Here is a 21484-nt window from a genome sequence, read left to right on the forward strand (position 1 = left end):
GTTGCACCACGATCTCCCCGTCACTCGGGGTATTTCGTCCACTATTGTCTGCGTCGCCCAGTTGACGCACGCAAGCGGAGACGGTCACCCAGCGTCACAATGGAAGCCAAGGGAAGAGGAGTAGCTCGCGTGGAGTGGTTCGTCGCCCCCGACTACTGGCTGAGCCGGCTGGTCTTCCAGCGGGCCCTGGCCGTGCTGTACCTCGTCGCCTTCCTGGGCGCGGCACTCCAGTTCCGTGCGCTGATCGGCGAGCGGGGGATGCTTCCGGTGCCGAGGTTCGTGGCGCGGATCGCGTTCCGCGACGCGCCGAGCGTGTTCCACCTGCGCTACTCGGACCGCTTCTTCGCGGCCTGGGCCTGGACGGGCTGCGCGGTGTCGGTGGCACTGATCGCCGGCCTGGACCAGCGGCTCCCGCTCTGGGGGGCCATGGTGCTGTGGCTGGCGCCCTGGGCGATGTATCTGTCGATCGTCAATGTGGGCCAGACCTGGTACTCGTTCGGCTGGGAGTCCCTGCTCCTGGAGGTCGGCTTCCTCGCCGTGTTCCTCGGCAACGACGAGGTGGCCCCGCCGGTCGTCGTCCTCTTCCTGCTGCGCTGGGTGCTGTTCCGCGTGGAGTTCGGCGCCGGGCTGATCAAGTTGCGCGGGGACCCCTGCTGGCGGGAGCTGACCTGCCTCGACTACCACCACGAGACCCAGCCGATGCCGGGACCGTTGAGCTGGTTCTTCCACCACCTCCCCAAGCCCTTCCACCGGGTCGAGGTGGCGGCGAACCACTTCACCCAGCTCGTCGTGCCCGTCCTCCTCTTCGCCCCGCAGCCGATCGCGACCGCGGCCGCGTCGCTGATGGTCCTCACCCAGCTCTGGCTGGTCCTGTCCGGCAACTTCGCCTGGCTTAACTGGACCACGATCGTGCTGGCCCTCTCCGCGATCGAGTTCCCCGCCACTCCCCCGCACGTGGCCGGCCCGCCCCTCTGGTACGAGATCGTGGTCCTCGCGGTCGCCACGGGCCTGCTGGCCCTCAGCTACCGCCCCACCCGCAACCTGATCTCCCGGCGCCAGGTCATGAACCGCTCCTTCGACCCGCTGCACCTGGTCAACACCTACGGCGCGTTCGGCAGCGTCAGCCGGGTGCGCCACGAGGTGGTCGTCGAGGGCACGGCGGACCTCATGCCGCGGGAGGACTCGGAGTGGAAGGAGTACGAGTTCAAGGGGAAACCGGGCGATCCCCGCCACTGGCCGCGCCAGTACGCGCCGTACCATCTGCGGCTCGACTGGCTGATGTGGTTCGCGGCACTCTCCCCCGCGTACGCCGCATCCTGGTTCACGGGCCTGGTCGAACGGCTCCTGGAGAACGACCGCGACACGCTACGGCTGTTGCGCCGCTCCCCTTTCCCGGCGGACGCCCCACCCCGGTACGTCCGCGCCCGCCTCTACCGCTACCGCTACACGACGTGGCATGAGCTGCGGGAGACGGGCGCGTGCTGGCACCGGACATATGTGCGGGAGTTCCTGCCGCCGATGCGGCTGGAGTGGGTGGATCAGAGCCGGTAGACACGGGTGGCCGTGCCACCGAAGACCTCGGCGCGTTCCTCCGCTCCCAGACCCCCGGTCAACTCATCGGCCACATCGACCACTTGGCCGTACGACGCCGCCAGCGTGCACACCGGCCAGTCGGAGCCGAACATCAGCCGGCCGGGCCCGAAGGCGTCCAGGACCGTGTCCGCGTAGGGGCGCAGCTCGTCGACCGTCCACTTCGCGAGGTCCGCCTCGGTGACCATGCCGGAGAGTTTGCACACGGTGTTGGGGAGCGCGGCCAGGGCCCGGACGGCCGTCGCCCACGGTTGCAGCGCTCCCTTGGCGATCGGCGGCTTGCCCAAGTGGTCGAGGACGAAGGTGAGTCCGGGGTGGTCGGCGGCGGCCCGGACGCAGGCCGGCAGCTGGTGCGGCAGCACGATCAGGTCGTAGACGAGGCCCGCCTCGGCGACGGCGCCGAGTCCGCCTCGTACGTCCGGACGCAGCAGCCACTCCGGGTCGGGCTCGCCCTGCACCTGATGCCGGATGCCCTTGAGGTGGCGGCCGCCCGGCAGCTCCCGCAGCCTGGCCAGCTCGTCGGCGGCGTCCGGCCGGGTCAGATCGGTCCAGCCGACCACGCCCGCGATCAACTCGCTCTCCGCCGCGAGGTGGAGGAACTCCGGGGTCTCCTCGGGCACGGTGATCGTCTGCACGAGGACCGTACGGTCGACCCCGGCGGCCCGTGCCTGCGGCGCGAGGTCCGCCACGCCGAAATCGCGCCGCAGTGAACGGAGTTCGGGCCCGGTGATCCAGTCCTGGTCGCGGACCGCGAGGTCCCACACGTGGTGGTGCGCGTCCACCCTCACGGCAGCTCCCACACGACGGGCAGTCCCGCGGCCGCGCCCTCGTCGGAGTAGTCGTGCACGACGTCGAGGAGTTCGGCCATGCCTGCCTGCCAGGCGACGTTGACCGGCAGTTGCTCCAGTTCGGCGAGCAGGCGCCCGTAGTCGTCGCACTCCAGGACGTGGAAGAGGTCGGTGCCGCTGCGCCAGATCGTCCAGGAGGTGGCTCCGGCGGCGCGGATGGCTGTGGTGAGCTCTTCGGGGACCTCCCGGTGGGCGGCCTCGTAGGCGGCGGTACGGCCGGCGCGGACCTTGGTGTGCAGGGCGACTCTCATGACGGGTCCTGTGGGGGTACGGGTACGGGGGCGTCCTCGGGCAGCAGCTTCGCCTCGTGCAGTTCCCGCCAGAAGTCCTCCGGCACCGGAGTCGCGAACTGCGCGAGGCAGTCGCGGACTTCGTGCGCCGAGCGGGCGCCGACCAGGACGCTCGCGACGGCCGGGTGGGCGGCGGGAAAGGCCAGCGCGGCGGCGCGCAGGGTGGTGCCGTGCCGCTCCGCGATCTCCTTGAGTCGCAGGGCGCGGTCCAGCAACTCCCCCGGAGCCGTTGCGTAGTTGTACGTCGCTCCGGGTCTCGGGTCGGCCAGTAGACCGGAGTTGAAGGCGCCGCCGATGACCACCGAGGTGCCGCGCTCCTGGGCGGCGGGCAGCAGCTCGGTGAGCGCGGCATGGTCGAGCAGGGTGTAGCGGCCCGCGCACAGCACCACGTCCACGTCCGTGTCGCGGACGAAACGGGTGAGCATCCCGGCCTGGTTCATGCCCGCGCCGATCGCGCCGACCACGCCTTCCGAGCGCAGCCGCTCCAGGGCCGGATAGCCCTCGCGGAAGGCCTGTTCGGCGTGGTCGTCCGGGTCGTGAAGGTAGACGATGTCCACGCGGTCGAGGCCGAGGCGTTCGAGGCCGGCCTCAAGGCCGCGTCGTACGCCCTGCGCGCTGAAGTCCCAGACGCGGCGGTGCGTGGCGGGCACCGCGAAGCCGTTGGCCAGGTCGTCGCCGCCCGCGTCCGCGCTCGTGGGTTCCAGGAGACGGCCCACCTTGGTGGAGATGGTGTAGTCGGAGCGGGGGCGATCGCGCAGGGCCGCGCCGAGACGGCGTTCGGAGAGGCCGATGCCGTAGTGCGGGGCGGTGTCGAAGTAGCGGATGCCCCCGGACCAGGCGGCGTCCACGGTCTCATGGGCCTGTTCGTCACTGACGCCGGTGAACAGGTTGCCGATGCCCGCGGCGCCGAAGGACAGGGCGCTGACCTCGACGCCGCTCCTCCCGAGCGTGCCGCTGCCGAGCGTGCTCACTGGCCCGCCGACCTCAGTCGCAATCCCTGCATGCCGCCGTCCACGGCCAGGGCGATGCCGGTGGTGGCACCGGACAGCGGACTCGCCAAGTAGGCGATGGCGCCCGCGACCTCGTCCGCCGAGACGAGGCGGCCGGAAGGCTGGCGGGCCTCCAGCGCGGCCCGTTCGGCGGCCGGGTCTGCGGCGGCGTCGAGGAGACGGCCGACCCAGGGGGTGTCGGCGGTGCCGGGGTTCACGCAGTTGACGCGGACGCCCTCGCGGAGGTGGTCGGCGGCCATGGCGAGGGTGAGGGAGAGGACGGCGCCCTTGGTGGCGGAGTACAGGGCGCGCTGCGGCAGCCCGGCGGTGGCGGCGATGGAGCAGGTGTTCACGATCGCCGCGTGGGCGGATTCCCGCAGGTGGGGCAGGGCGGCGCGGGCGGTACGGACCATACCGACGACATTGACGTCCAGGACCCGGTGCCACTCGTCGTCGGCGTTGTCCTCGACGGTGCCCTGGGCGCCGATCCCCGCGTTGTTGATCAGCACGTCGAGTCCGCCGAGGTCCGCGACGGCCGCGGTCACGGCCCCGCGTACGGAGGCGTCGTCGGTGACGTCGGCGCGGAAGCCGAGCAGGGGCTTCTCGACCGTCGAGGGGTCCAGGTCGAGGACCGCGACCTGCGCTCCACGGGCGGCGAGCAGCTCGGCGGTGGCGCGGCCGATGCCGGAGGCGCCACCGGTCACCAGCGCCTTGAGTCCTTCGAAGTCGGCACTCACGCGGCTTCCCCCTTCTGCTTTTCGCTCGTCTGACTGTGGGACTTCTGCTGGGCGAGGTCGGCGGCCCAGAAGGTGCCGCCGGGGTAGGTGAACTCCGCGATGGACTGCGGCCGCATGGTCGCGGAGAAGCCCGGCGCGGTGGGTGCCGTGTAGTGACCCTGCCTGATCACCACCGGGTCGAGGAAGTGGTCGTGCAGATGGTCGACGTATTCGATGACCCGGTCGTCGGTGGTGCCGGAGAGCGCCACGAAGTCGAACATCGACAGATGCTGGACGAGTTCGCACAGGCCGACCCCGCCGGCGTGCGGGCAGACGGGCACGCCGAACTTGGCCGCAAGGAGCAGGATGGCGAGGTTCTCGTTGACGCCGGCGACGCGGGCGGCGTCGATCTGCAGGACGTCGATGGCGCCGGCCTGGAGAAGCTGTTTGAAGACGACACGGTTCTGGACGTGTTCGCCGGTGGCGACCTTGACGGGGGCGACGGCCTCGCGGACGGTGGCGTGGCCGAGGACGTCGTCGGGGCTGGTGGGCTCCTCGATCCAGTAGGGCTCGAACTCGGCGAGGGCCTTGGTCCAGGTGATCGCCTCGTCCACGTTCCAGCGCTGGTTGGCGTCGATGGCGATCCGGATGCCGGGGCCGACCACCGAGCGGGCGACCCGGCAGCGGCGTACGTCGTCCGCGAGATCGGCACCCACCTTCAGCTTGATCTGCCGGAACCCGTCGGCGACGGCCTCGGCGGCGAGGCGGGTGAGCTTCTCGTCGCTGTAGCCGAGCCAGCCGGGCGAGGTGGTGTAGGCGGGGAAGCCCCGCTCCCGGAGGATCACGGCGCGCTCGGCGGCGCCCTCCCGGCCACGACGGAGCAGTCCGAGCGCCTCCTCGGGGGTGAGGGCGTCCGTGAGGTAGCGGAAGTCGACCTGGCGGACCAGCCATTCCGGTTCGGCGTCGGCGAGCAGCTGCCACAGGGGCTTCTGGGCGCGCTTGGCGGCCAGGTCCCACACGGCGTTGACGACGGCGCCGATCGCCATGTGCATCACGCCCTTCTCGGGCCCGAGCCAGCGCAGCTGACTGTCCCCGATCAGGTCCCGGGCGAGGGAGCCCGGGTCGGCGCACAGCTCGTCGACCGAGCGTCCGACCACGTGCCCGCGCAGCGCCTCGATCGCGGCGACCTGGACGTCGTTGCCCCGCCCGATGGTGAAGGTGAAGCCGTGCCCCTCGGGACAGTCCGCCGCGTCGCCGCGCAGCACGACGTACGCCGCCGAGTAGTCGGGGTCCGGGTTCATCGCGTCGGAGCCGTCGAGCTCGCGCGAGGTGGGGAAACGGATGTCGTAGGTGTCGACCGCGGTGATACGGGCGGCAGTTGGGGACACGGGAGGCCTTTCGGTCCGGGACAGGGGCGTACGGAGGGATTCCGCGGATCCGTGGGTCCTTGGATCCGTACGAAGACGAAGGGAGGTCAGTCCTGGGCGCGGCCGGTGGTCACGCGGGCGATCATCAGGGCGACCAGGATGATTCCGCCGTAGATGGCCTGGATCCAGAAGGACGGCACCTGGGCGAGCGTGAGCAGGTTCTGCACCACGCCGAGGAGGAGTACGCCGGTCAGGGCGCCGAACATGGTGCCCTTGCCGCCGTCCAGGCTGATGCCGCCGATGACCGCCGCCGCCATCACCGTGAAGATCATGTTGTTGCCCTGGTTGGCGCTGATCGCGCCGACGTACCCGGTCTGCATGATCCCGCCGACCGAGGCGAGGACGCCGGCGACGACGGAGACGCCGAGCACCATCCGGTCGACGCGGATACCGGCGGCGCGGGCCGCCTCCGTGTTGCCGCCGATGGCGTACAGGGCGCGCCCGACCCGGTGGTACTTGAGGATCAGTCCGGCGACGCCGAAGGCGACCGCGGCCAGCCACACCGACAGCGGGACCCGCAGGAAGGTGGAGGTGGCCAGCTGGAAGAAGGCGTCGGGCATGCCGAACAGTGTCTTGCCCTTGGTGGCGCCGACCAACAAGCCACGCAGGACGATCAGCATCGCGAGGGTGACGATGAAGGCGTTGAGCTTGAACTTCACCACGAGGATGCCGTTGAAGGCGCCGATGACTCCGCCCACGACGAGGATCGCGACGAGGGCGAGGGCGGCCGACCACTCCGTGCCCCAGCCGGACTGCGCGGACGGCAGCACCAGCAGGGCGCCGACGGCGGGCGCGATGCCGACCACCGACTCCAGCGACAGATCGATCTTGCCGGTGATCAGTACCAGCGACTCGGCGAGGACCACCATCGCGAGCGCCGCCGAGGCGCCCAGGATGGAGATCAGGTTTCGTTCGGTGAGGAACGAGTCGTTGACGATCGCGCCGAGCACCAGGAGCACCAACAGGGCCGGTACGAGGGCGAGTTCGCGGGCCCTGCGGAGCAGTACGGTCTTGGCGGCCCGTGCGTCGGGGACGCGCGCGGAGGTGGGCGACGAGGCCGACGGGGCCTTCGTGTCAGCCATGGTCCACTCCTTCGATGGAGGCGATCAGCTCGTGGTCGTGCCAGCCCGCCGGGTGCTCGGCGACGACACGGCCGTGGAAGAGGACGAGGACGCGGTCGCAGCGGCGCAGGTCGTCGAGTTCGTCGGAGACGACGAGCACGGCGGTGCCGTCCTCGCTGGCGCTGTCCATCCGGGACAGCAGTGACTCCTTGGACTTCACGTCGACGCCCGCGGTGGGGTTGATGAGGACGAGGAGGCGGGGGTCGGAGGCGAGGGCGCGGGCCATGACGACCTTCTGCGCGTTGCCGCCGGAGAGGTCGGAGACGGGCTGTTCGGGGCCCTCGGTGTGGATGTCGAGGCGTTCGATCAGCTCGGTGGCGAAGCCCCGCTTGCGGGCGGCGGAGATGAAGCCGTAGCGGCCGAGCCGGTTCAGGACGCTCATGGTGGTGTTGTCGCCGATGGTCATCCCGGGGACGAGACCCTGCTCGTGCCGGTCGCGCGGGACACAGGCGACGCCCGCCTTGAGCGCGGCGCGCACATCACCGAACGGGAGCCCCGCGCCCTCGAGTTGAGCCGTTCCACCGGTCGGGGTGTGCAGTCCGGCGAAGGACTCGGCGAGCTCGATCTTGCCGCTGCCGCTGGAGCCGGCGAGGCCGACGACCTCGCCACGGCGGACGGTGAGGTCGATGTCCTCGTACGCGTCCGAGGTGAGCCCCCGGGCGTCGAGCAGCACCGGGGCGTCCGCGGCGACGGACTGGTGCGTGACGGACTGCTCGGCGATCGACTCCCCCGCCATGGCCTCCACCAGTGCCGTGCGGGGAAGTTCGGCGACCGGCGCGGTGGTGATCCAGCGGGCGTCGCGCAGCACGGTGACCGTCTGGCACACCTCGTACACCTCCTGGAGGTGGTGCGAGATGAACAGGAAGGTGACACCGGACTCCTGGAGCGCGCGCATCCGGGTGAAGAGCCGCTCGATCTCCCGGTTGTCGAGCTGCGCGGTCGGTTCGTCGAGGACGATGAACCGGGCGCCGAAGCTGAGCGCCCGCGCGATCTCCACCATTTGGCGGTCCTCGACCTTGAGGTCGGCGGTGCGGGCCTCCGGGTCGACGCGCACGTCCCAGGTGTCCAGGACCTGCGCCGCCTCGGCCCGCAGTCTGCGCCAGCTGATGAGGCCGCCACGCCCGACGGGCCGCCGGTTGATGCTGTGTTCTTCCGGGGGACAACCCCCGGACCCCCGGCCGGACCTGATGCCGTGCCCGGTTCGCCTGCGGGCGTGGATATCGGCGATGAAGAGATTTTCGGCGACCGTGAGTTCCGGTACGACGGTGGGCTTCTGGTAGACGCAGGCCACCTTGCGGCGCCAGGCGTCGCGGTCGGTGAGCGCGGGCGCGGGCTCGCCGTCGAAGCGGACCTCGCCCTCGTCGGGGGCCTGGAGGCCGGTGAGGATCGTGACGAGGGTGGACTTGCCCGCGCCGTTGCGGCCGACGAGGGCGTGGGACTCACCGGGGAGAACGGTGAGCCGGCCGTCTTGGAGGGCGACGGTGGGGCCGTACCGCTTGGCCACCCCCCGCGCCTCCACCAGTGGGGTGCTCATTTGACCGTGTTGCCCCAGAGCTTGGGGTCGTCGACGTTGTCCTTGGTCACCAGCGGCGCGGGCAGCTGGTCCTCCAGGATGCCGCTGGGCAGCTTGACGATCTCGGAGTCGTGGTCGGTCGGGCCGGTCTTGAACGTCTTCCCCTGCATCGCGGCCTTGATGTAGTACATGCCGTACTTGGCGTACGCGTCGGCCGGCTGGGAGACGGTGGCGTCGATCTCGCCCTTGCGGATGGCGTCGAACTCCTGCGGGATGCCGTCGTTCGAGACGATGGCGATGTGGCCCGCCTGGCCGGCCTTCTTCAGCATGCCCTTGGACTTGAGGGTCTGGAGGGTCGGCGCGAGGTAGACGCCGCCCGCCTGCATGTAGATGCCCTTGATGTCGGGATTGGCGTTCAGCAGGGTGTCGAGCTTGGAGGCCGCGGTGTCGGACTCCCACTTGGCGGGGATCTCCAGGACCTTCAGCTTCGGGTAGTTCTTCTGCACACAGGTGCGGAAGGCCTCGGAGCGCTCCCGGCCGTTGACCGAGGCCAGGTCGCCCATGATCTGCACGACCTTGCCGGAGGGAATCTGCTTGCCGAGGTACTCGCAGGCCTTCTCCCCGTAGGCGACGTTGTTGGCGCGTACGACCATGGCGACCTTGCCCTTCTCGGGCGCCACGTCGACGGCGACCACGGGCACGCCCTTGCGCTCGGCCTGGTCGAGCCCGGCAGCGATCGCGGCGCTGTCCAGCGGGGCCACGACGAGGCCCTTCACGCCCTGGTTGAGCTGGTTGTTGATGTCGGTGATCTGCTGGGACGGGTCGCTGTTGGAGTTGACGGTCTTGAGGGCGTCGACCCCTTCGGACTTCGCCATCTTCGGCACGTAGTCGTTGTAGGACTGCCAGAACGGCGAGGTCAGCAGGGGCAGGATCACCCCGACCTTGCCGGTGCCTCCGCCGCCCGACGACACGGAGTCCTTGGTGCTGCCGCATGCCGCGAGCACGAGGGTCGCGCAGGCGGCCGCAGCCGCCGCACGCACTGCCCGCGACGCAATTCGCGTGTTCCGCACGTTTCTGCCGGCCATCTGACGGCTCCTCGTTGAGCGAGATCGATCGGGGGTGTGACGGTGCGTGGCCGAGCGTCCCGCTCAACCGGGACGAATATTTATCAGACCACTTCGCCTCCGCAACACCCCCGTGCGCCATAATTTCCGCGTTATCAGCCGTAGTGGTCCGACCACTCCGGTGGTTAGACTGCGGCGCACCCGGCAACAGGAGGAGACGGCGTGGACGAGTCGGCCCCGCAGAAGGGCACCGTGACACAGCGCGCCATCGAGCGGATCAAGGCGATGATCGGCGAGGGCCGGCTGGAGCCCGGGCAGCGGCTGCCGACCGAGCGTGATCTGGCCGCTCAGCTGGGCATGTCCCGCAGCTCGATGCGCGAGGCGATCCGCGCGCTCACGGTCCTCGGTGTGCTGGAGGCCCGGCACGGCTCGGGCATCTACGTCACCCAGCTGGAGGCCGGGGACCTGCTGGAGACCTTCGGCGTGGTGGCCGACCTCTCGCGCGGGCCACAGCTGGTCGAGCTGCTGGAGGTGCGGCGGATCCTGGAGTCGACGGCGACCGCGCTGGCCGCCGCGCGGATCACGGCCGACCAGCTCGCCGAGGTCGAGAAACACCTGTTGGCGATGAACGCGACGGACGACCCGGAGGAGATCCTCGCCCACGATCTGGCCTTCCACCGCGAGATCGCGGCCGCCGCGGGCAACGAGACCATGGCCGCCATCCTGGAGGGCCTGTCCTCACGCACGTTCCGTGCCCGGGTCTGGCGGGGCTACGAGGAGGAGGGCGCCTTCGAGCGCACGCGCCGCGAGCACGCGGCGATCCACCGCGCGCTGGTGGCCCACGACCCGGAGGCGGCCAGGGCCGCCGCCGCCGCGCACGTGGGCGAAGTGGAGCAGTGGCTGCGGACCCAGCTCACGCGGTAGCCGGATCCGCAGCCCCGTAAGGGGTCGGGCACGCAACCGCTCAGGCGCGCGTCAGCCGCAGGGTGACCAGCTCGAAGGGGCGCAGCGACAGAGTGACCCGGTCACCGTCGCGCCGCGGCTCCGAGGCGTCCGCGAGAGGCCGCTCCAGCAGGTCGGTCACGGTGACGTCCCCGACCTCGAACCCGGCCGTCAGCGTGGCCTTGGTGCGCCCGCCCCGGGACTCGTGGAAGCGTACGACCACATCACCGCTGCCGTCGTCGGCGAGCTTGACCGCGGTCACCACCACCGCGTCCTGCGCGACCTCCACCAGCGGCTCGACCTCACGCTCGCCGCTCAGCCGCCGCTCCGGCAGATTGATCCGCCACCCCTCGCGCACCGCGTCCCCGATGCCGGCCCCCGGCACCAGCGCGTGCCGGAAGCGGTGGACGCCCTGGTCGGTCTCGGGGTCGGGGAAGCGCGGGGCGCGCAGCAGCGAGACGCGCACCGTGGTGGTCGTACCCGAGTCGCTGTCGCGGACGGTACGGGTCACGTCATGGCCGTACGTCGAGTCGTTGACGATCGCGACACCCCAGCCCGGCTCCTCCATGTGCACGAACCGGTGGTTGCACGCCTCGAACTTGGCGGCCTCCCAGGACGTGTTGGTGTGCGTCGGCCGGTAGAAGTGCCCGAACTGCGTCTCGGAGGCGTACCGCTCCGCGTGCACGTCGAGCGGGAAGGCGAGCTTCAGGAACTTCTCCGTCTCGTGCCAGTCGACCTCGGTGTCGATGCCGAGCCGCCGCTCCCCCGGCGCGAGCGACAGCACCTGGGTGACCCGCGACGCGCCGAAGGACCGTACGACCCGCACCGACACACCGTCCTCACCAGGCACGACCTCGTCGGCGTCGACCAGGTCGGTGACCGTGTTGCGGTAGAACTCGTCGACGTCCCAGGCGTCCCACATGTTCGGGAAGTCGGGGTGGATCTGGAGCAGGTTCGCCGCGCGTCCCGGGGCGATCGTCTCGCGGTCGGCGTCGATGTCGTAGGCGGAGACGACCAGGCCCCGGGCGTCGATCTCGACCCTCAGGAGGCCGTTGTCGAGGACGTGGCCGCCGCCTACACGCGGCGCGAGCGCCACCTCGCTCGCGAGGGCGGCGGGCAGGGCCCCGCCCGCCGGGACCCCGTCCCTGCGGTGCGGGGCGGAGTTGAACACGAGCTCCGTGGTGCCTTCACCCGCCAGCGCGCGCTGCGCCGCGTCGATGATGCCGGTCAGCTCCTCGGCGACCCGCTCGTACGTCCTGCGCGCCTCCCGGTGCACCCAGGCGATGGACGAGCCGGGCAGGATGTCGTGGAACTGGTGGAGCAGGACCGTCTTCCAGATGCGGTCCAACTCCTCGTACGGGTAAGGGAATCCGGTCCGTACGGCCGCGGTCGCCGCCCAGAGCTCGGCCTCGCGCAGGAGGTGTTCGCTGCGCCGGTTGCCCTGCTTGGTCTTCGCCTGGCTGGTGAGCGTGGCGCGGTGCAGTTCGAGGTACAACTCGCCGACCCATACAGGGGCGTTGGGGTACTCGGCCTCGGCCTTCTTGAAGAACTCCGTCGGGGTCTCCCACACCACGGTCGCGGAGCCTTCGAGGTCACGGACCCGAGCCGCCTTGGCGACCATCTCGCGGGTGGTGCCGCCGCCTCCGTCACCCCAGCCGGTGGGGGCGAGGGAGTGCCGGGCGACGCCCTTGTCCTTGAAGTTCTTCGCCGCGTGGGCGAGTTCGCTGCCCCGCATGGAGCAGTTGTAGGTGTCGACGGGCGGGAAGTGGGTGAAGACGCGGGTGCCGTCGATGCCCTCCCACTGGAAGGTGTGGTGCGGGAACTTGTTGGTCTGCGACCACGAGATCTTCTGGGTGAGCAGCCACTTGGAACCCGCCGCCTTGATGATCTGCGGGAGCCCGGCGGCGAAGCCGAAGGTGTCCGGCAGCCAGGCCTCGTCGTTCTCGATGCCGAACTCGTCGAGGAAGAACCGCTTTCCGTGCACGAACTGACGGGCCATCGCCTCCGACCCCGGCATGTTGGTGTCCGACTCGACCCACATACCGCCCGCGGGCACGAACCGCCCCTCCGCGACCGCCTTCTTCACCCGCGCCCACACCTCGGGCCGGTGCTCCTTCACCCAGGCCCACTGCTGGGCCTGGGACATCGCGAAGACGAACTCGGGCTCGTCCTCGATGAGCGCGGTCATGTTGGAGGTGGTCCGCGCCACCTTGCGGACGGTCTCGCGCAGCGGCCACAGCCACGCCGAGTCGATGTGCGCGTGCCCGACGGCGCTGATGCGGTGCGCGGACGGGACGGCGGGCTCGGCGAGCACCCCGGCCAGCCGTTCGCGGGCCGCTGCGGCGCTCGCGCCCACGTCCTGCAGGTCGACCGCGTCGAGCGCCTTCTCCACCGCGCGCAGGATGTCCCAGCGCCGCGCCGACTCCACCGGCAGCTCGGCCATCAGCTCGCCGAGGACCTCCAGGTCGAGCACCAGCTCCCACACGGTCTCGTCGAGGACGGCGAGGTCCATCCGGGTGAGGGTGTACTGCGGCTCGCTGCCCGCGGTCTCCTTGTCGCCCAACTGGGTGGGCAGGAAGGGGTGGTAGTCGAGGATCACCGGGTTGGAGGCGGCCTCGACATGCAGCCGGACCTCCTCGCCGCCCTCGACGGGGGCACCGATGCGCACCCACTGGTTGCGCGGGTTGAGGCCCTTCACCGGAGTGCCGTCGGGCCGGTAGACGAGCCCCTCGCACTGGAAGCCGGGCATGTTCTCGTCGAAGCCGAGGTCCAGCAGGGCCTCGACGGTCTTCCCTGCCCACGCCTCGGGGACGGTCCCGGTGACCCGGAACCAGCTGGTGCCCCACGGAGCGCCCCAGCGCGCACCCACCTCGATCGGCTCGGGTGTGGCCGCAAGCCCCTCGGCGACGGGCACCGGCTCACCGGGAGCGTGCCACACCGCGACGTCCAGCGGCACGGACTCGGGGTACACGGCGGGTCGGATGCGCTCGTCGAGGACGCGCTTGAGGCGGGCTTCGACCAGGGTGCGGTCGTCATGCATGGGGTGCTCCGTGGGGTGAAGATGGTGCGGGAAGGTGGTCCTGCTACCAGGTGTGGGTGGTCGTGGCGGCGGTCGAGACGGTGAACAGCTCCCCCACCGCGCGTACTTCGAACCCCCCGGACGACTCGCCCTGCTCGGCGGTGAGACCGCCGACGTAGAACGCGCTCTGGCAGGTGCCGCCGAGGAAGCGGCGCGTGCCGTCGGGGAGCGTCCGGTACAGCTCGTAATGGCGTACTTCGCCGGGGGCGCCCTGCCAGGCGAAGCGCAGGTTGCCTCCGTCGGCGCCGGTGACGCGCAGGTCGGTGGGTGCGGCGGGGGTGAGCACGGCATCGCGGACCGCGAACCCGCCAAGACGCCAGCGCACCGGCCCGCTGCTCGCCGTCAGCCGCACGCCCAGCGCGTGCACGGTCCCGCTCAGTCCGGACAGCCGCACGGTGGCGGTCCCCCAGCCGTCGCCCGAGGACGTGACCGGGAAGTACGTGTACGGGGGCGCCCCGCCCGCCGCGCCCGGCTCGGCGGTGGCGACGGCCAGCTCCACGGCGGCGGCGCCCGCGTCCGTGCGGTACGTGAGCTCGACCACCGTGTCCGCGGTGAGCGGCAGCCTCGTCGCGTACAGGTCCAGCGTGGTGGGCGCGTCGAGGGCGCCATCGACGAGCAGGCTGCTTCCGCCCCGCCAGGCGTCCGCGAAGTCGAAGGTGACGGCGGGGCGCTGTCCGGTCGTCCGCACGACCCAGCGGCGGGAGGGCAGCCGGTCCTGGAGGCCGAGGTGGTTCCAGGCCGTCTCCGAGGTGGCCTCGCCGTCCTCGTACCACTTCAGCCCGTGGCCGGTGTTGAAGACGGTCGCGAACGGAAGCGAGGCGACCGTCGAGCGGTCGGCGACGGCGACGGCCGGGGCGCGCCAGCTCGCGCTCGTGCTGGGCTTGGAGGGGTCGAGGGAGGAGCCGGTCCAGAACAGGTCGTCGGCGGCGTGGAAGTCGCCGGGGGTCCGGCTCGCGGGCAGGTGGTTGCGGGTCCACTCGGGCCGGTAGAAGCCGAGCGAGGTGACGTGAGCCTTGGTGCTCGGCACGATGGCGTCCCAATTGACGGACGCGCCGGTGCCGCTCGCCTCGACGTCGACCCCCGCCCACAACTCGTAGGGACTGCGCGCGAGTTGCCGAGCCGTCGTCGCGGAGGAGGCCAGGCTGCTCTGGGACCAGCGGAAGTCGACGAACATGGAGTCGGCGGCCTGGAAGAACGCCTTGTTCTGGTTGTTCAGGGCGCCCTGCCAGCTCACCGAGCCGCTCACGGTCATCGCGTCGTACCAGGTGACGCGCTGCCCCTGGGCCGTCCCGAGCGTCTTCAGCTCGTTCATGAAGCCGCGCATGTCCGTGGCGAGCGCGGTGTTCCCGCCGCTGGTCTCGGCGTTGATGAACCAGCCGTCGAAGCCGTACGCCGCCGCCACCGCGACGAGCTGCGCGGCGAGCGGGTAGTGCCCGGTGGAGTCCTTCTGCACCAGGTCGCGGGTCCACTGGAGCTGTCCGCCGTAGGCGACGGGCGGCAGGAAGACGTTGCCGAGGACGGGCACGCCGTGGCGGTGGGCCGCGTCGACGATCGGGGCGTTCGGCGCGAGGATCAGGCCTTCACCCGCCGAGCCGCCCCAGAAGACGAGTTCGTCGAGGTACGCCCAGTGGGTGAGGGCGTAGTAGTCGGCGGTGGCGGCGCCCTGCGAGGGGTTGCTCGACGTGGGGCCGAAGGAGACGAGGGACTGGATACGGGCCTGGCCGCTGCGGGCGGTGGTGTTGGCCGGGGTGGGTGTGAAGCGGGCGGCGAGCGGCACGGTCGACGCGTTGAACGCCAGGTCGGTGTCGGTGGCGGCGCTCCAGGCCTTGAGGCTGCGCCAGGTGATGCCGGTGCCCGGGGTGCCCGAGGGCAGCGAGTCGGGGTACCAGTAGGAGGCGTACGGCGGCGCCGCGGTCGCGGCGGCACCGGTCGCCGCGACCGCGGGCAGACCGGGCAGGGCGGGCAGCAGCGCGGCGGCCGCGCCGGCGAGCAGGACGGTGCGTCTGGTGGGGTTCACGAGCGGGTTTCTCCTTGTGGGATGGGGAGTACCTGATCGGGACTGACGACTTCGGTGATGCCGCGCGCGGCGAGGTGTTCCTTGTCGTCCGCGCGCGCGTCGAGGACGGTGGTCGGGCGGGCGCCGTCGGCGGTGAGCCGGAAGAACGCCTCGAAGACGGGGCCGCCCGGGGCACAGAGCGAGCGGACGGCGGGGTCGGCGGGGACGATCAGCGCCGTGGTGCGGGGGGCGGGCGTGTGATGGAGCTCGCGGGCGGCGCGGGCCAGCGCCCGTGCGCTGTCCTTGGGGCGCCGGTCGTTGGTCAACAGGCCGAGCCCGTATTCGAGTTCGGGGAAGTCGGCGAGGTCGCGGGAGACATCGTGGGAGCACCACCAGGTGATGCCCCACAGGTCGGGGCAGTCCAGCGCGGCCGCGACGGTGGCCTCGGTGAAGGCCGCGGCGTGCTCGGGCGGGATCAGGGGGGCGGGTGCGCCGACCTCCTGGAGCCAGACGGGGCGGCGCGGGTCGTCGGCCCAGGCCTTGCTCAGCTCGATCAGATACGCGGCGTGGTGTTCGGTCGGCACGGAGGTACGGCCGTACCGCTGGGCGGTGCCGTTGAAGACCCAGGAGTGCACGGCCGTGACGGCGCCGCGGCGGGCGGCCTGGCCCGGGGTGAACGGCATGTCGTCCTGGTACCAGGTGGCGTCGTACTCGGCGTGCAGATGCAGCCTGCCGGGGGCGCCCTCCTCGCAGGCGGCGAGCATCCGCTCCAGCCAGTCGTCGATCTGGGCGCTGCTCGCCCGGTCGGGGTCCGGATGGGGCGGGCCCGCCGAGAACTGGTTGACCTCGTTGCCGAGCGTCATGCCGAGGAAGCGGGGGCGGTCGGCGAGGGCCGCGGCGAGCGTGCGCAGATAGGCCGCCTGGCCGTCGAGGACCTCCGGGTCGGTGAACAGGTTGCGCCGGTGCCAGGTCCGCGTCCACGCGGGCAGGAAGTCGAAGCTCGACAGGTGCCCCTGGAGACCGTCCACGTTGACGTCGAGCCCCCGCTCCCCGGCCGCGTCGACGAGCTGGAGCAGCTGCTCGACGGCGCGCGGGCGGATCAGCGCGCGGTTGGGCTGGAAGTAGGGCCACAGCGGGAAGACCCGGATGTGGTCGAGGCCCAGCGCGGCGATGGAGTCGAGGTCGGCGCGTACGGAGTCGAGGTCGAAGTCGAGCCAGTGGTGGAACCACCCCTCGCTTGGGGTGTAGTTGACGCCGAAGCGCACGGCAGAAGGCATGCGGGATCCTTGCGAAGCGAATCGGGACAGCGGGAGGTCAGCCCTTGACGGCGCCCTCCCCCACCCCGCGGAAGAAGTACCGCTGGAGGCAGGCGAAGAGGGCGATGAGCGGTGCCACGGCGATGATCGTGCCCGCGGCGACGAGCCGTTCGTCGTTGGCGAAGGTGCCGTGCAGATAGTTGAGGCCGATGGTGAGGGTGAACTTCGAGGGGTCGCTGAGCACGATGAGGGGCCACAGGAAGTCGTCCCAGGCGCCCATGAAGGCGAAGATCGCGACGACGGCGAGCGTGCCCTTCACCGAGGGCAGCGCGATCCGCAGGAACCGCTGCCAGGTGTTCGCGCCGTCCACGAAGGCCGCCTCCTCGATCTCGTACGGCAGGTTCAGGAAGGCGCCTCGCATCAGCAGGACGTTCATCGCGCCGATGCAGCCGGGCAGGACGACCCCGATGAGCGTGTTGTTCAGGCCGAGCTCACGCATGGTGGTGAACTGGGCGATGATGATGCCCTCGACGGGGACCAGCATCGCGAGGATGAACACGAGGGTCGCCACGCGGCGGCCGCGGTAGCGCAGGCGGGCCAGGGCGTAGCCCGCGAGGGCCGAACCGACGCAGTTGGTGACGACGTTGGCGCCCGCGACCTTCAGGGAGTTGAAGGCGTAGTCCCACACGGGGATGGTGTCGGCCACCCGCTTGTAGTTGTGCAGCGTGGGATCGCCCGGCAGGAACTTCGGCGGTGAGCTGAAGATGTCCTCGGTCGGGCCCTTGAGCGAGGTGGACAGCTGCCACAGGAACGGGCCGACGGTCAGGGCGAGAACGGCGAGCAACAGCAGGTAGCGCAGGGCGAGTTCCCAGCCGCGGACACGGCGGCCGTGCTCGTCGGTGATGCGGCGGCGACGGGGCCCGCGCTCGGCCGGCGGACGCCGCTCCACGTCGCGCTCCTTCTCCAGCACGCTCACACGTCCTCCTTCCCGCACGCTCACGCGTCCGCCTTCCCGTACGCTCACACGTCCTCCTTCCGGCGCGCTCACGCGTCCTCCTTGCGGTCGGCGCGCAGCACGAGCAGCATCAGCGCGACGGTGACGACGAAGACGACGACCGAGATGGCGGAGGCGTAGCCGACCCGGCCGGTCAGCCCGGTGCCGGTGCGCTGGACGAGCATGACGAGGGTGGTGTCCTCGCCCGCCGGGCCGCCGTCCGGACCCGCCATCAGGTACACCTCGGAGAACACCTTGAAGGCGGCGACCGAGGAGAGCGCGGCGACCAGCACCATGGTGGAGCGGACGGCGGGCACGGTGACCGTGAGGAAGCGCCGGACCGCGCCCGCACCGTCGACCGACGCGGCCTCGTGCAGCTCGCGTGGCACATTGGCGAGCGCGGCCAGATAGATGATCATGTAGTAGCCGAGGCCCTTCCAGACCGTGACGGCCATGGCGCTCAGCAGGAGCAGCCACTGGTCGCTGAGGAAGCCGACCCTGCCGACGCCGATCGACTCCAACAGCGAGTTCACCAGGCCGCGTTCGTCCAGGAGCCACACCCAGATCAGGCCGACCACGACGATGGACGCGACCACCGGGGTGTAGAAGGCCGACCGGAAGAAGGTGATGCCGGGGATGTTCTTCTGAACCAGCAGCGCGAGCAGCAACGGCAGCAGCACGAGTGCGGGGACGACCCCGAGGACGTACAGCGTGCTGTTGCGCAGCCCGATCCAGAACATGTCGTCGTGCAGCAGCTCGCGGAAGTTGGCGAGGCCCACGAACGTGCCCGGGATCAGGGTGCGGCGGTCGGTGAAGGCGTTGACCACGGTCGAGACGAACGGATAGAGGATGAACACGCCCACGACCAGGAGGCCGGGGGCGGCAAGCAGCCAGGGGCTGGCCGGCAGTTGGCGCCGTACACGGGCGGTGCTGGAGGAACTCGCCATGGCCCCGCTCAGCCCTGCTGCTTGAGCAGCGTGTCGCAGGCCCTGACAGCGTTGTCAAGAGCCGTCTTGGGGCTCTCCTTGCCCTGCAGGGCCTTCGCGACCTCGTTGCGCAGCGCGGTCTTCATCTGCTCGCTGAAGAGGACCGGCGTGTAGTTGACCGCGTTCTTGAGGGACTTGGCGGCGGCGATCCGCACGCGCGTCTCGTCGGTGCCGTCCTCCTTGGTGAAGTACGGGTCGTCGAGCGAGCCGGCGGTGCTCGGGAAGATCGCGACCTTCTTGGCGAAGGACATCTGGTTCTGCGCGTCGGTGACGAAGTGCGCGAAGGCGACCGAGGCGGGGGTGTGCTTGGTGCGCGAGTTGACCATCACGCCCATCACGTACATGTTCACCTTGCCGGTGCTGGTGATCTGGTCCGTGATGCCGATGTTCTTGTAGAGGTTCGGGGCCTGCTTCTTGAAGTTGCCGAGGTCCAGGGCGCTGCCGGGGTTCATGGCGACGGCCTCGGTGAGGAACTTCTTGCCCGAGGACTCCGGGGTCGCGGTCAGCGCCTGTGGGTCGAGCGCCTTCGCGTCGTACAACTCCTTGTACTTGGTGAGGAGTTCGACTCCCTTGGCGTCGTTGAAGGCGAAGGCGGTGCCTTCCTTGTTCATCAGCTCGACGCCGTAGCGGCCGAAGTCCTCGATGGTGGGCACGTTGGCGAGCGTGGCGACCTTGCCGTCGCTCTTCTTCGCCAGTTGCAGGGCGTCGGCGAAGAGTTCGTCGTACGTCGTCGGCGGCTTGGAGGCGTCGAGGCCGGCCCCCTTGAAGAGCGACTTGTTGTAGAAGAGCGGGCCGGTGTTGAGGTACCAGGGGAAGGCGTACGTGCCGGTCATGCCCGGTATCTGGTGGCTGGCCCAGGCGCCGTCCAGGTACTCCTTCTTGTACTGCGCGGCGGACTTGTCGAGGTCGAGGGCGAGGCCCGCCTTGGCGAGGGGGGCGACGAGGTCCGGCGAGACGTTGACGACGTCGGGCAGGGTGCCGCCGGCCGCGTCCGCGCTGATCTTGTCGGCGTAGCCCTCGGCGGGCTGGTCGACCCACTTCACATGGGTGCCGGGGTACTTCTTCTCGAAGTCGGCGATCACGCCCTCGAAGTACGACTTGAAGTTGGCCCTCAGGTTCCAGGTCTGGAAGGTGATGTCGCCCTCGACCTTGCCGGAGGCGTCCGTCGAGCCACTGCCGTCGCTCCCGGAACCGCAGGCACTCAGCGGCAGGAGAACGGCGACGGTGGCAGCGGCGGCGAGAGCTCTGCGGGAGATGCGCACGGATGGGGCTCCTCTTGCAGCAGGGGTAACGGTGCCGGGGCAGACCTTGCAGCCAACTCGCGTGGCAAGTCAATGGATTTGGCCCAGCTAAATTCATTAGTGCCGCAACTTAGCTGGTCACAGACGTTCCTCCAGCCTCTTGCAATCGATCACTAATGCGCTTTAGATTGCCTCAGCTCAAGCGCATTAGTACGCCAGCTCAGCAGAACGGGGAACAGGGTTGCCAGCCAAGCGGTCACCCGCGCGCCGACCGACGATGAAGGACATCGCGCAGCGCGCAGGCGTCTCCGAGAGCGCGGTCTCCTTCGCGCTCAACGACCGGCCCGGGGTCTCCGAGATCACCCGTGACCGGGTCCGCCGCGTGGCGGAACAGCTGGGCTGGCGGCCGAGTACGGCGGCGCGTCAGCTGTCCGGCGAGGGCGCGGCGACGGTCGGTCTCGTGGTGGCCCGTCCCGCCGACACCCTGGGCGTGGACTCGTTCTTCCTGCAGCTGATCTCCGGCATCCAGGAAGTGCTGGCCGAGCGTCATCTCGGCCTGCTCTTCCAGGTGGTGGAGGACGTGGCCGACGAGTGCGGGGTCTATCGGCGCTGGTGGGCCGAGCACCGCGTGGACGGAGTCATGGTCGTCGACCCGCGGACCGACGACCCGCGTCCGGGGCTGCTCGAGGAGCTGGGTCTGCCCGCCGTGGTGATCGGCGGCGTACCGGACGCGGGACATCCGGGGATCTCCACCGTCTGGGCGGACGACGCGGGCGCGATGGCCGCGGTGGTGGACGAGCTGTACGCGCTCGGCCACCGCCGGATCGTGCACATCGCGGGCCTGCCGGGGCTCGCCCACACCGAGCGCCGGATCCGCACCCTGCGGGCGGAGGCCGAGCGGCGGGGTCTGACCGAGGTGCGCTCGGTCCCCACGGACTACTCGGACGCGGAGGGCGCCGCCGTCACCCGCCGCGTCCTGGAGAGCGACACCCCGCCGACCGCGCTGGTCTTCGACAACGACGTGATGGCCGTCGCCGGCGTCGCCGCCGCCACAGAACTCGGTTTCTCCGTACCGGGCGACGTCTCGGTCGTCGCCTGGGAGGACTCGCCCCTGTGCCGCATGGTCAAACCCTGGCTGTCCGCCCTCTCCCGCGACACCGTCCAGTTCGGCCGCACGGCCGCCCAGGAACTCACCGCCCTACTGGACGGCGGTCCCGCCCGGACGGTGCGGGTACCGGTGCCGCGGCTGATCGAACGGGAGAGTACGGGGCCCTGCGGGGCTTGAGAGAGTGAGGGGTGGACGCGGAGCCGGCGCCGGTGAGGGGTGGACGCCGTACGGGGGCATCCACCCCCGTACGCGTCAGATCCGTGAGCGATGGAGCGCGAACTCCGCGATCCGCGCGGTCCGCCGGGACCGCGTCACCCGAAGGCT

Annotated in this window: 17 protein-coding genes; 3 read left to right on the forward strand and 14 right to left on the reverse strand. The window is 70.6% G+C overall.

Translation table 11 applies throughout. The features are described from left to right. Window positions 1-129: 129 nt before the first annotated feature. Entirely contained in the window at window positions 130-1551 is a 1422-nt protein-coding gene (locus ACIQTP_RS05475) for a lipase maturation factor family protein (RefSeq protein WP_403396548.1), read from the forward strand. Here ACIQTP_RS05475 and ACIQTP_RS05480 read toward each other — a convergent pair. The 8 genes from ACIQTP_RS05480 to ACIQTP_RS05515 all read right to left on the reverse strand — a co-directional run bounded on the left by ACIQTP_RS05480 (window position 1539) and on the right by ACIQTP_RS05515 (window position 9579). Further along, the gene (locus ACIQTP_RS05480; RefSeq protein ID WP_403396550.1) at window positions 1539-2378 is read right to left on the reverse strand and encodes an amidohydrolase family protein; all 840 of its coding nucleotides are present in this window, start codon (window positions 2376-2378) and stop codon (window positions 1539-1541) included. The two genes, ACIQTP_RS05475 and ACIQTP_RS05480, sit on opposite strands and share 13 nt — an antisense overlap. Beyond that, on the reverse strand, window positions 2375-2689 hold the full coding sequence (locus ACIQTP_RS05485) for an L-rhamnose mutarotase (RefSeq protein WP_403396553.1): 315 nt from the start codon (window positions 2687-2689) through the stop codon (window positions 2375-2377). The genes ACIQTP_RS05480 and ACIQTP_RS05485 overlap by 4 nt, the downstream gene beginning before the upstream one ends. Beyond that, window positions 2686-3699: an aldo/keto reductase gene (locus ACIQTP_RS05490; RefSeq protein ID WP_403396555.1), complete on the reverse strand. Its 1014-nt coding sequence runs from the start codon at window positions 3697-3699 to the stop codon at window positions 2686-2688. The genes ACIQTP_RS05485 and ACIQTP_RS05490 overlap by 4 nt, the downstream gene beginning before the upstream one ends. Further along, window positions 3696-4454, reverse strand: a complete 759-nt coding sequence (locus ACIQTP_RS05495) for an SDR family NAD(P)-dependent oxidoreductase (RefSeq protein WP_403396558.1) — start codon at window positions 4452-4454, stop codon at window positions 3696-3698. The genes ACIQTP_RS05490 and ACIQTP_RS05495 overlap by 4 nt, the downstream gene beginning before the upstream one ends. Then, entirely contained in the window at window positions 4451-5821 is a 1371-nt protein-coding gene (locus tag ACIQTP_RS05500; RefSeq protein ID WP_403396560.1) for an L-fuconate dehydratase, read from the reverse strand. The genes ACIQTP_RS05495 and ACIQTP_RS05500 overlap by 4 nt, the downstream gene beginning before the upstream one ends. Window positions 5822-5907: 86 nt before the next feature. Next, window positions 5908-6942: an ABC transporter permease gene (locus tag ACIQTP_RS05505; protein WP_403396562.1), complete on the reverse strand. Its 1035-nt coding sequence runs from the start codon at window positions 6940-6942 to the stop codon at window positions 5908-5910. Further along, window positions 6935-8515: a sugar ABC transporter ATP-binding protein gene (locus ACIQTP_RS05510; protein ID WP_403396564.1), complete on the reverse strand. Its 1581-nt coding sequence runs from the start codon at window positions 8513-8515 to the stop codon at window positions 6935-6937. The genes ACIQTP_RS05505 and ACIQTP_RS05510 overlap by 8 nt, the downstream gene beginning before the upstream one ends. Beyond that, entirely contained in the window at window positions 8512-9579 is a 1068-nt protein-coding gene (locus ACIQTP_RS05515) for a sugar ABC transporter substrate-binding protein (protein WP_403396566.1), read from the reverse strand. Before ACIQTP_RS05515 ends, ACIQTP_RS05510 begins: the two co-directional genes overlap by 4 nt. A gap of 201 nt (window positions 9580-9780) precedes the next feature. On the opposite strand from ACIQTP_RS05515, the gene ACIQTP_RS05520 reads away from it, so the two are divergent. Beyond that, complete coding sequence (locus ACIQTP_RS05520) at window positions 9781-10482, forward strand: FadR/GntR family transcriptional regulator (protein ID WP_402033888.1); 702 nt, start codon at window positions 9781-9783, stop codon at window positions 10480-10482. A 40-nt stretch (window positions 10483-10522) separates the two neighbouring features. Here the strand turns inward: ACIQTP_RS05520 and ACIQTP_RS05525 are convergent, their stop codons facing one another. The 6 genes from ACIQTP_RS05525 to ACIQTP_RS05550 all read right to left on the reverse strand — a co-directional run bounded on the left by ACIQTP_RS05525 (window position 10523) and on the right by ACIQTP_RS05550 (window position 20073). Beyond that, window positions 10523-13540, reverse strand: a complete 3018-nt coding sequence (locus tag ACIQTP_RS05525; protein WP_403396568.1) for an alpha-mannosidase — start codon at window positions 13538-13540, stop codon at window positions 10523-10525. A gap of 43 nt (window positions 13541-13583) precedes the next feature. Further along, on the reverse strand, window positions 13584-15596 hold the full coding sequence (locus tag ACIQTP_RS05530; protein ID WP_403396570.1) for an endo-beta-N-acetylglucosaminidase: 2013 nt from the start codon (window positions 15594-15596) through the stop codon (window positions 13584-13586). Next, entirely contained in the window at window positions 15593-16852 is a 1260-nt protein-coding gene (locus tag ACIQTP_RS05535) for a glycosyl hydrolase (protein ID WP_403396572.1), read from the reverse strand. Before ACIQTP_RS05535 ends, ACIQTP_RS05530 begins: the two co-directional genes overlap by 4 nt. A 37-nt stretch (window positions 16853-16889) precedes the next feature. Further along, window positions 16890-17807 (reverse strand): carbohydrate ABC transporter permease, encoded by a 918-nt coding sequence (locus ACIQTP_RS05540; RefSeq protein WP_382004009.1) that lies wholly within the window; start codon window positions 17805-17807, stop codon window positions 16890-16892. A 68-nt stretch (window positions 17808-17875) separates the two neighbouring features. Further along, window positions 17876-18772 carry a carbohydrate ABC transporter permease gene (locus ACIQTP_RS05545; RefSeq protein WP_403396576.1) on the reverse strand — a complete coding sequence of 299 codons (897 nt, stop codon included), beginning with the start codon at window positions 18770-18772 and terminating at the stop codon, window positions 17876-17878. A gap of 8 nt (window positions 18773-18780) precedes the next feature. Next, window positions 18781-20073 (reverse strand): ABC transporter substrate-binding protein, encoded by a 1293-nt coding sequence (locus tag ACIQTP_RS05550; protein ID WP_403396578.1) that lies wholly within the window; start codon window positions 20071-20073, stop codon window positions 18781-18783. Window positions 20074-20293: 220 nt separating this feature from the next. Here ACIQTP_RS05550 and ACIQTP_RS05555 point away from each other — a divergent pair, with 220 nt between their 5' ends. Beyond that, window positions 20294-21337 (forward strand): LacI family DNA-binding transcriptional regulator, encoded by a 1044-nt coding sequence (locus tag ACIQTP_RS05555; protein WP_403396580.1) that lies wholly within the window; start codon window positions 20294-20296, stop codon window positions 21335-21337. Window positions 21338-21484: the final 147 nt, after the last annotated feature.

Origin of the sequence: Streptomyces sp. NPDC090798, assembly GCF_044768965.1 — a bacterium.
Classification (GTDB): domain Bacteria; phylum Actinomycetota; class Actinomycetes; order Streptomycetales; family Streptomycetaceae; genus Streptomyces.

Bases quoted from the DNA above. Each gene is read 5' to 3' on its own strand.
- ACIQTP_RS05485 (WP_403396553.1), bottom strand. From the start codon at position 2,689: ATGAGAGTCGCCCTGCACACCAAGGTCCGCGCCGGCCGTACCGCCGCC.
- ACIQTP_RS05505 (WP_403396562.1), bottom strand. From the start codon at position 6,942: ATGGCTGACACGAAGGCCCCGTCGGCCTCGTCGCCCACCTCCGCGCGC.
- ACIQTP_RS05510 (WP_403396564.1), bottom strand. From the start codon at position 8,515: ATGAGCACCCCACTGGTGGAGGCGCGGGGGGTGGCCAAGCGGTACGGC.
- ACIQTP_RS05515 (WP_403396566.1), bottom strand. From the start codon at position 9,579: ATGGCCGGCAGAAACGTGCGGAACACGCGAATTGCGTCGCGGGCAGTG.
- ACIQTP_RS05525 (WP_403396568.1), bottom strand. From the start codon at position 13,540: ATGCATGACGACCGCACCCTGGTCGAAGCCCGCCTCAAGCGCGTCCTC.
- ACIQTP_RS05535 (WP_403396572.1), bottom strand. From the start codon at position 16,852: ATGCCTTCTGCCGTGCGCTTCGGCGTCAACTACACCCCAAGCGAGGGG.
- ACIQTP_RS05545 (WP_403396576.1), bottom strand. From the start codon at position 18,772: ATGGCGAGTTCCTCCAGCACCGCCCGTGTACGGCGCCAACTGCCGGCC.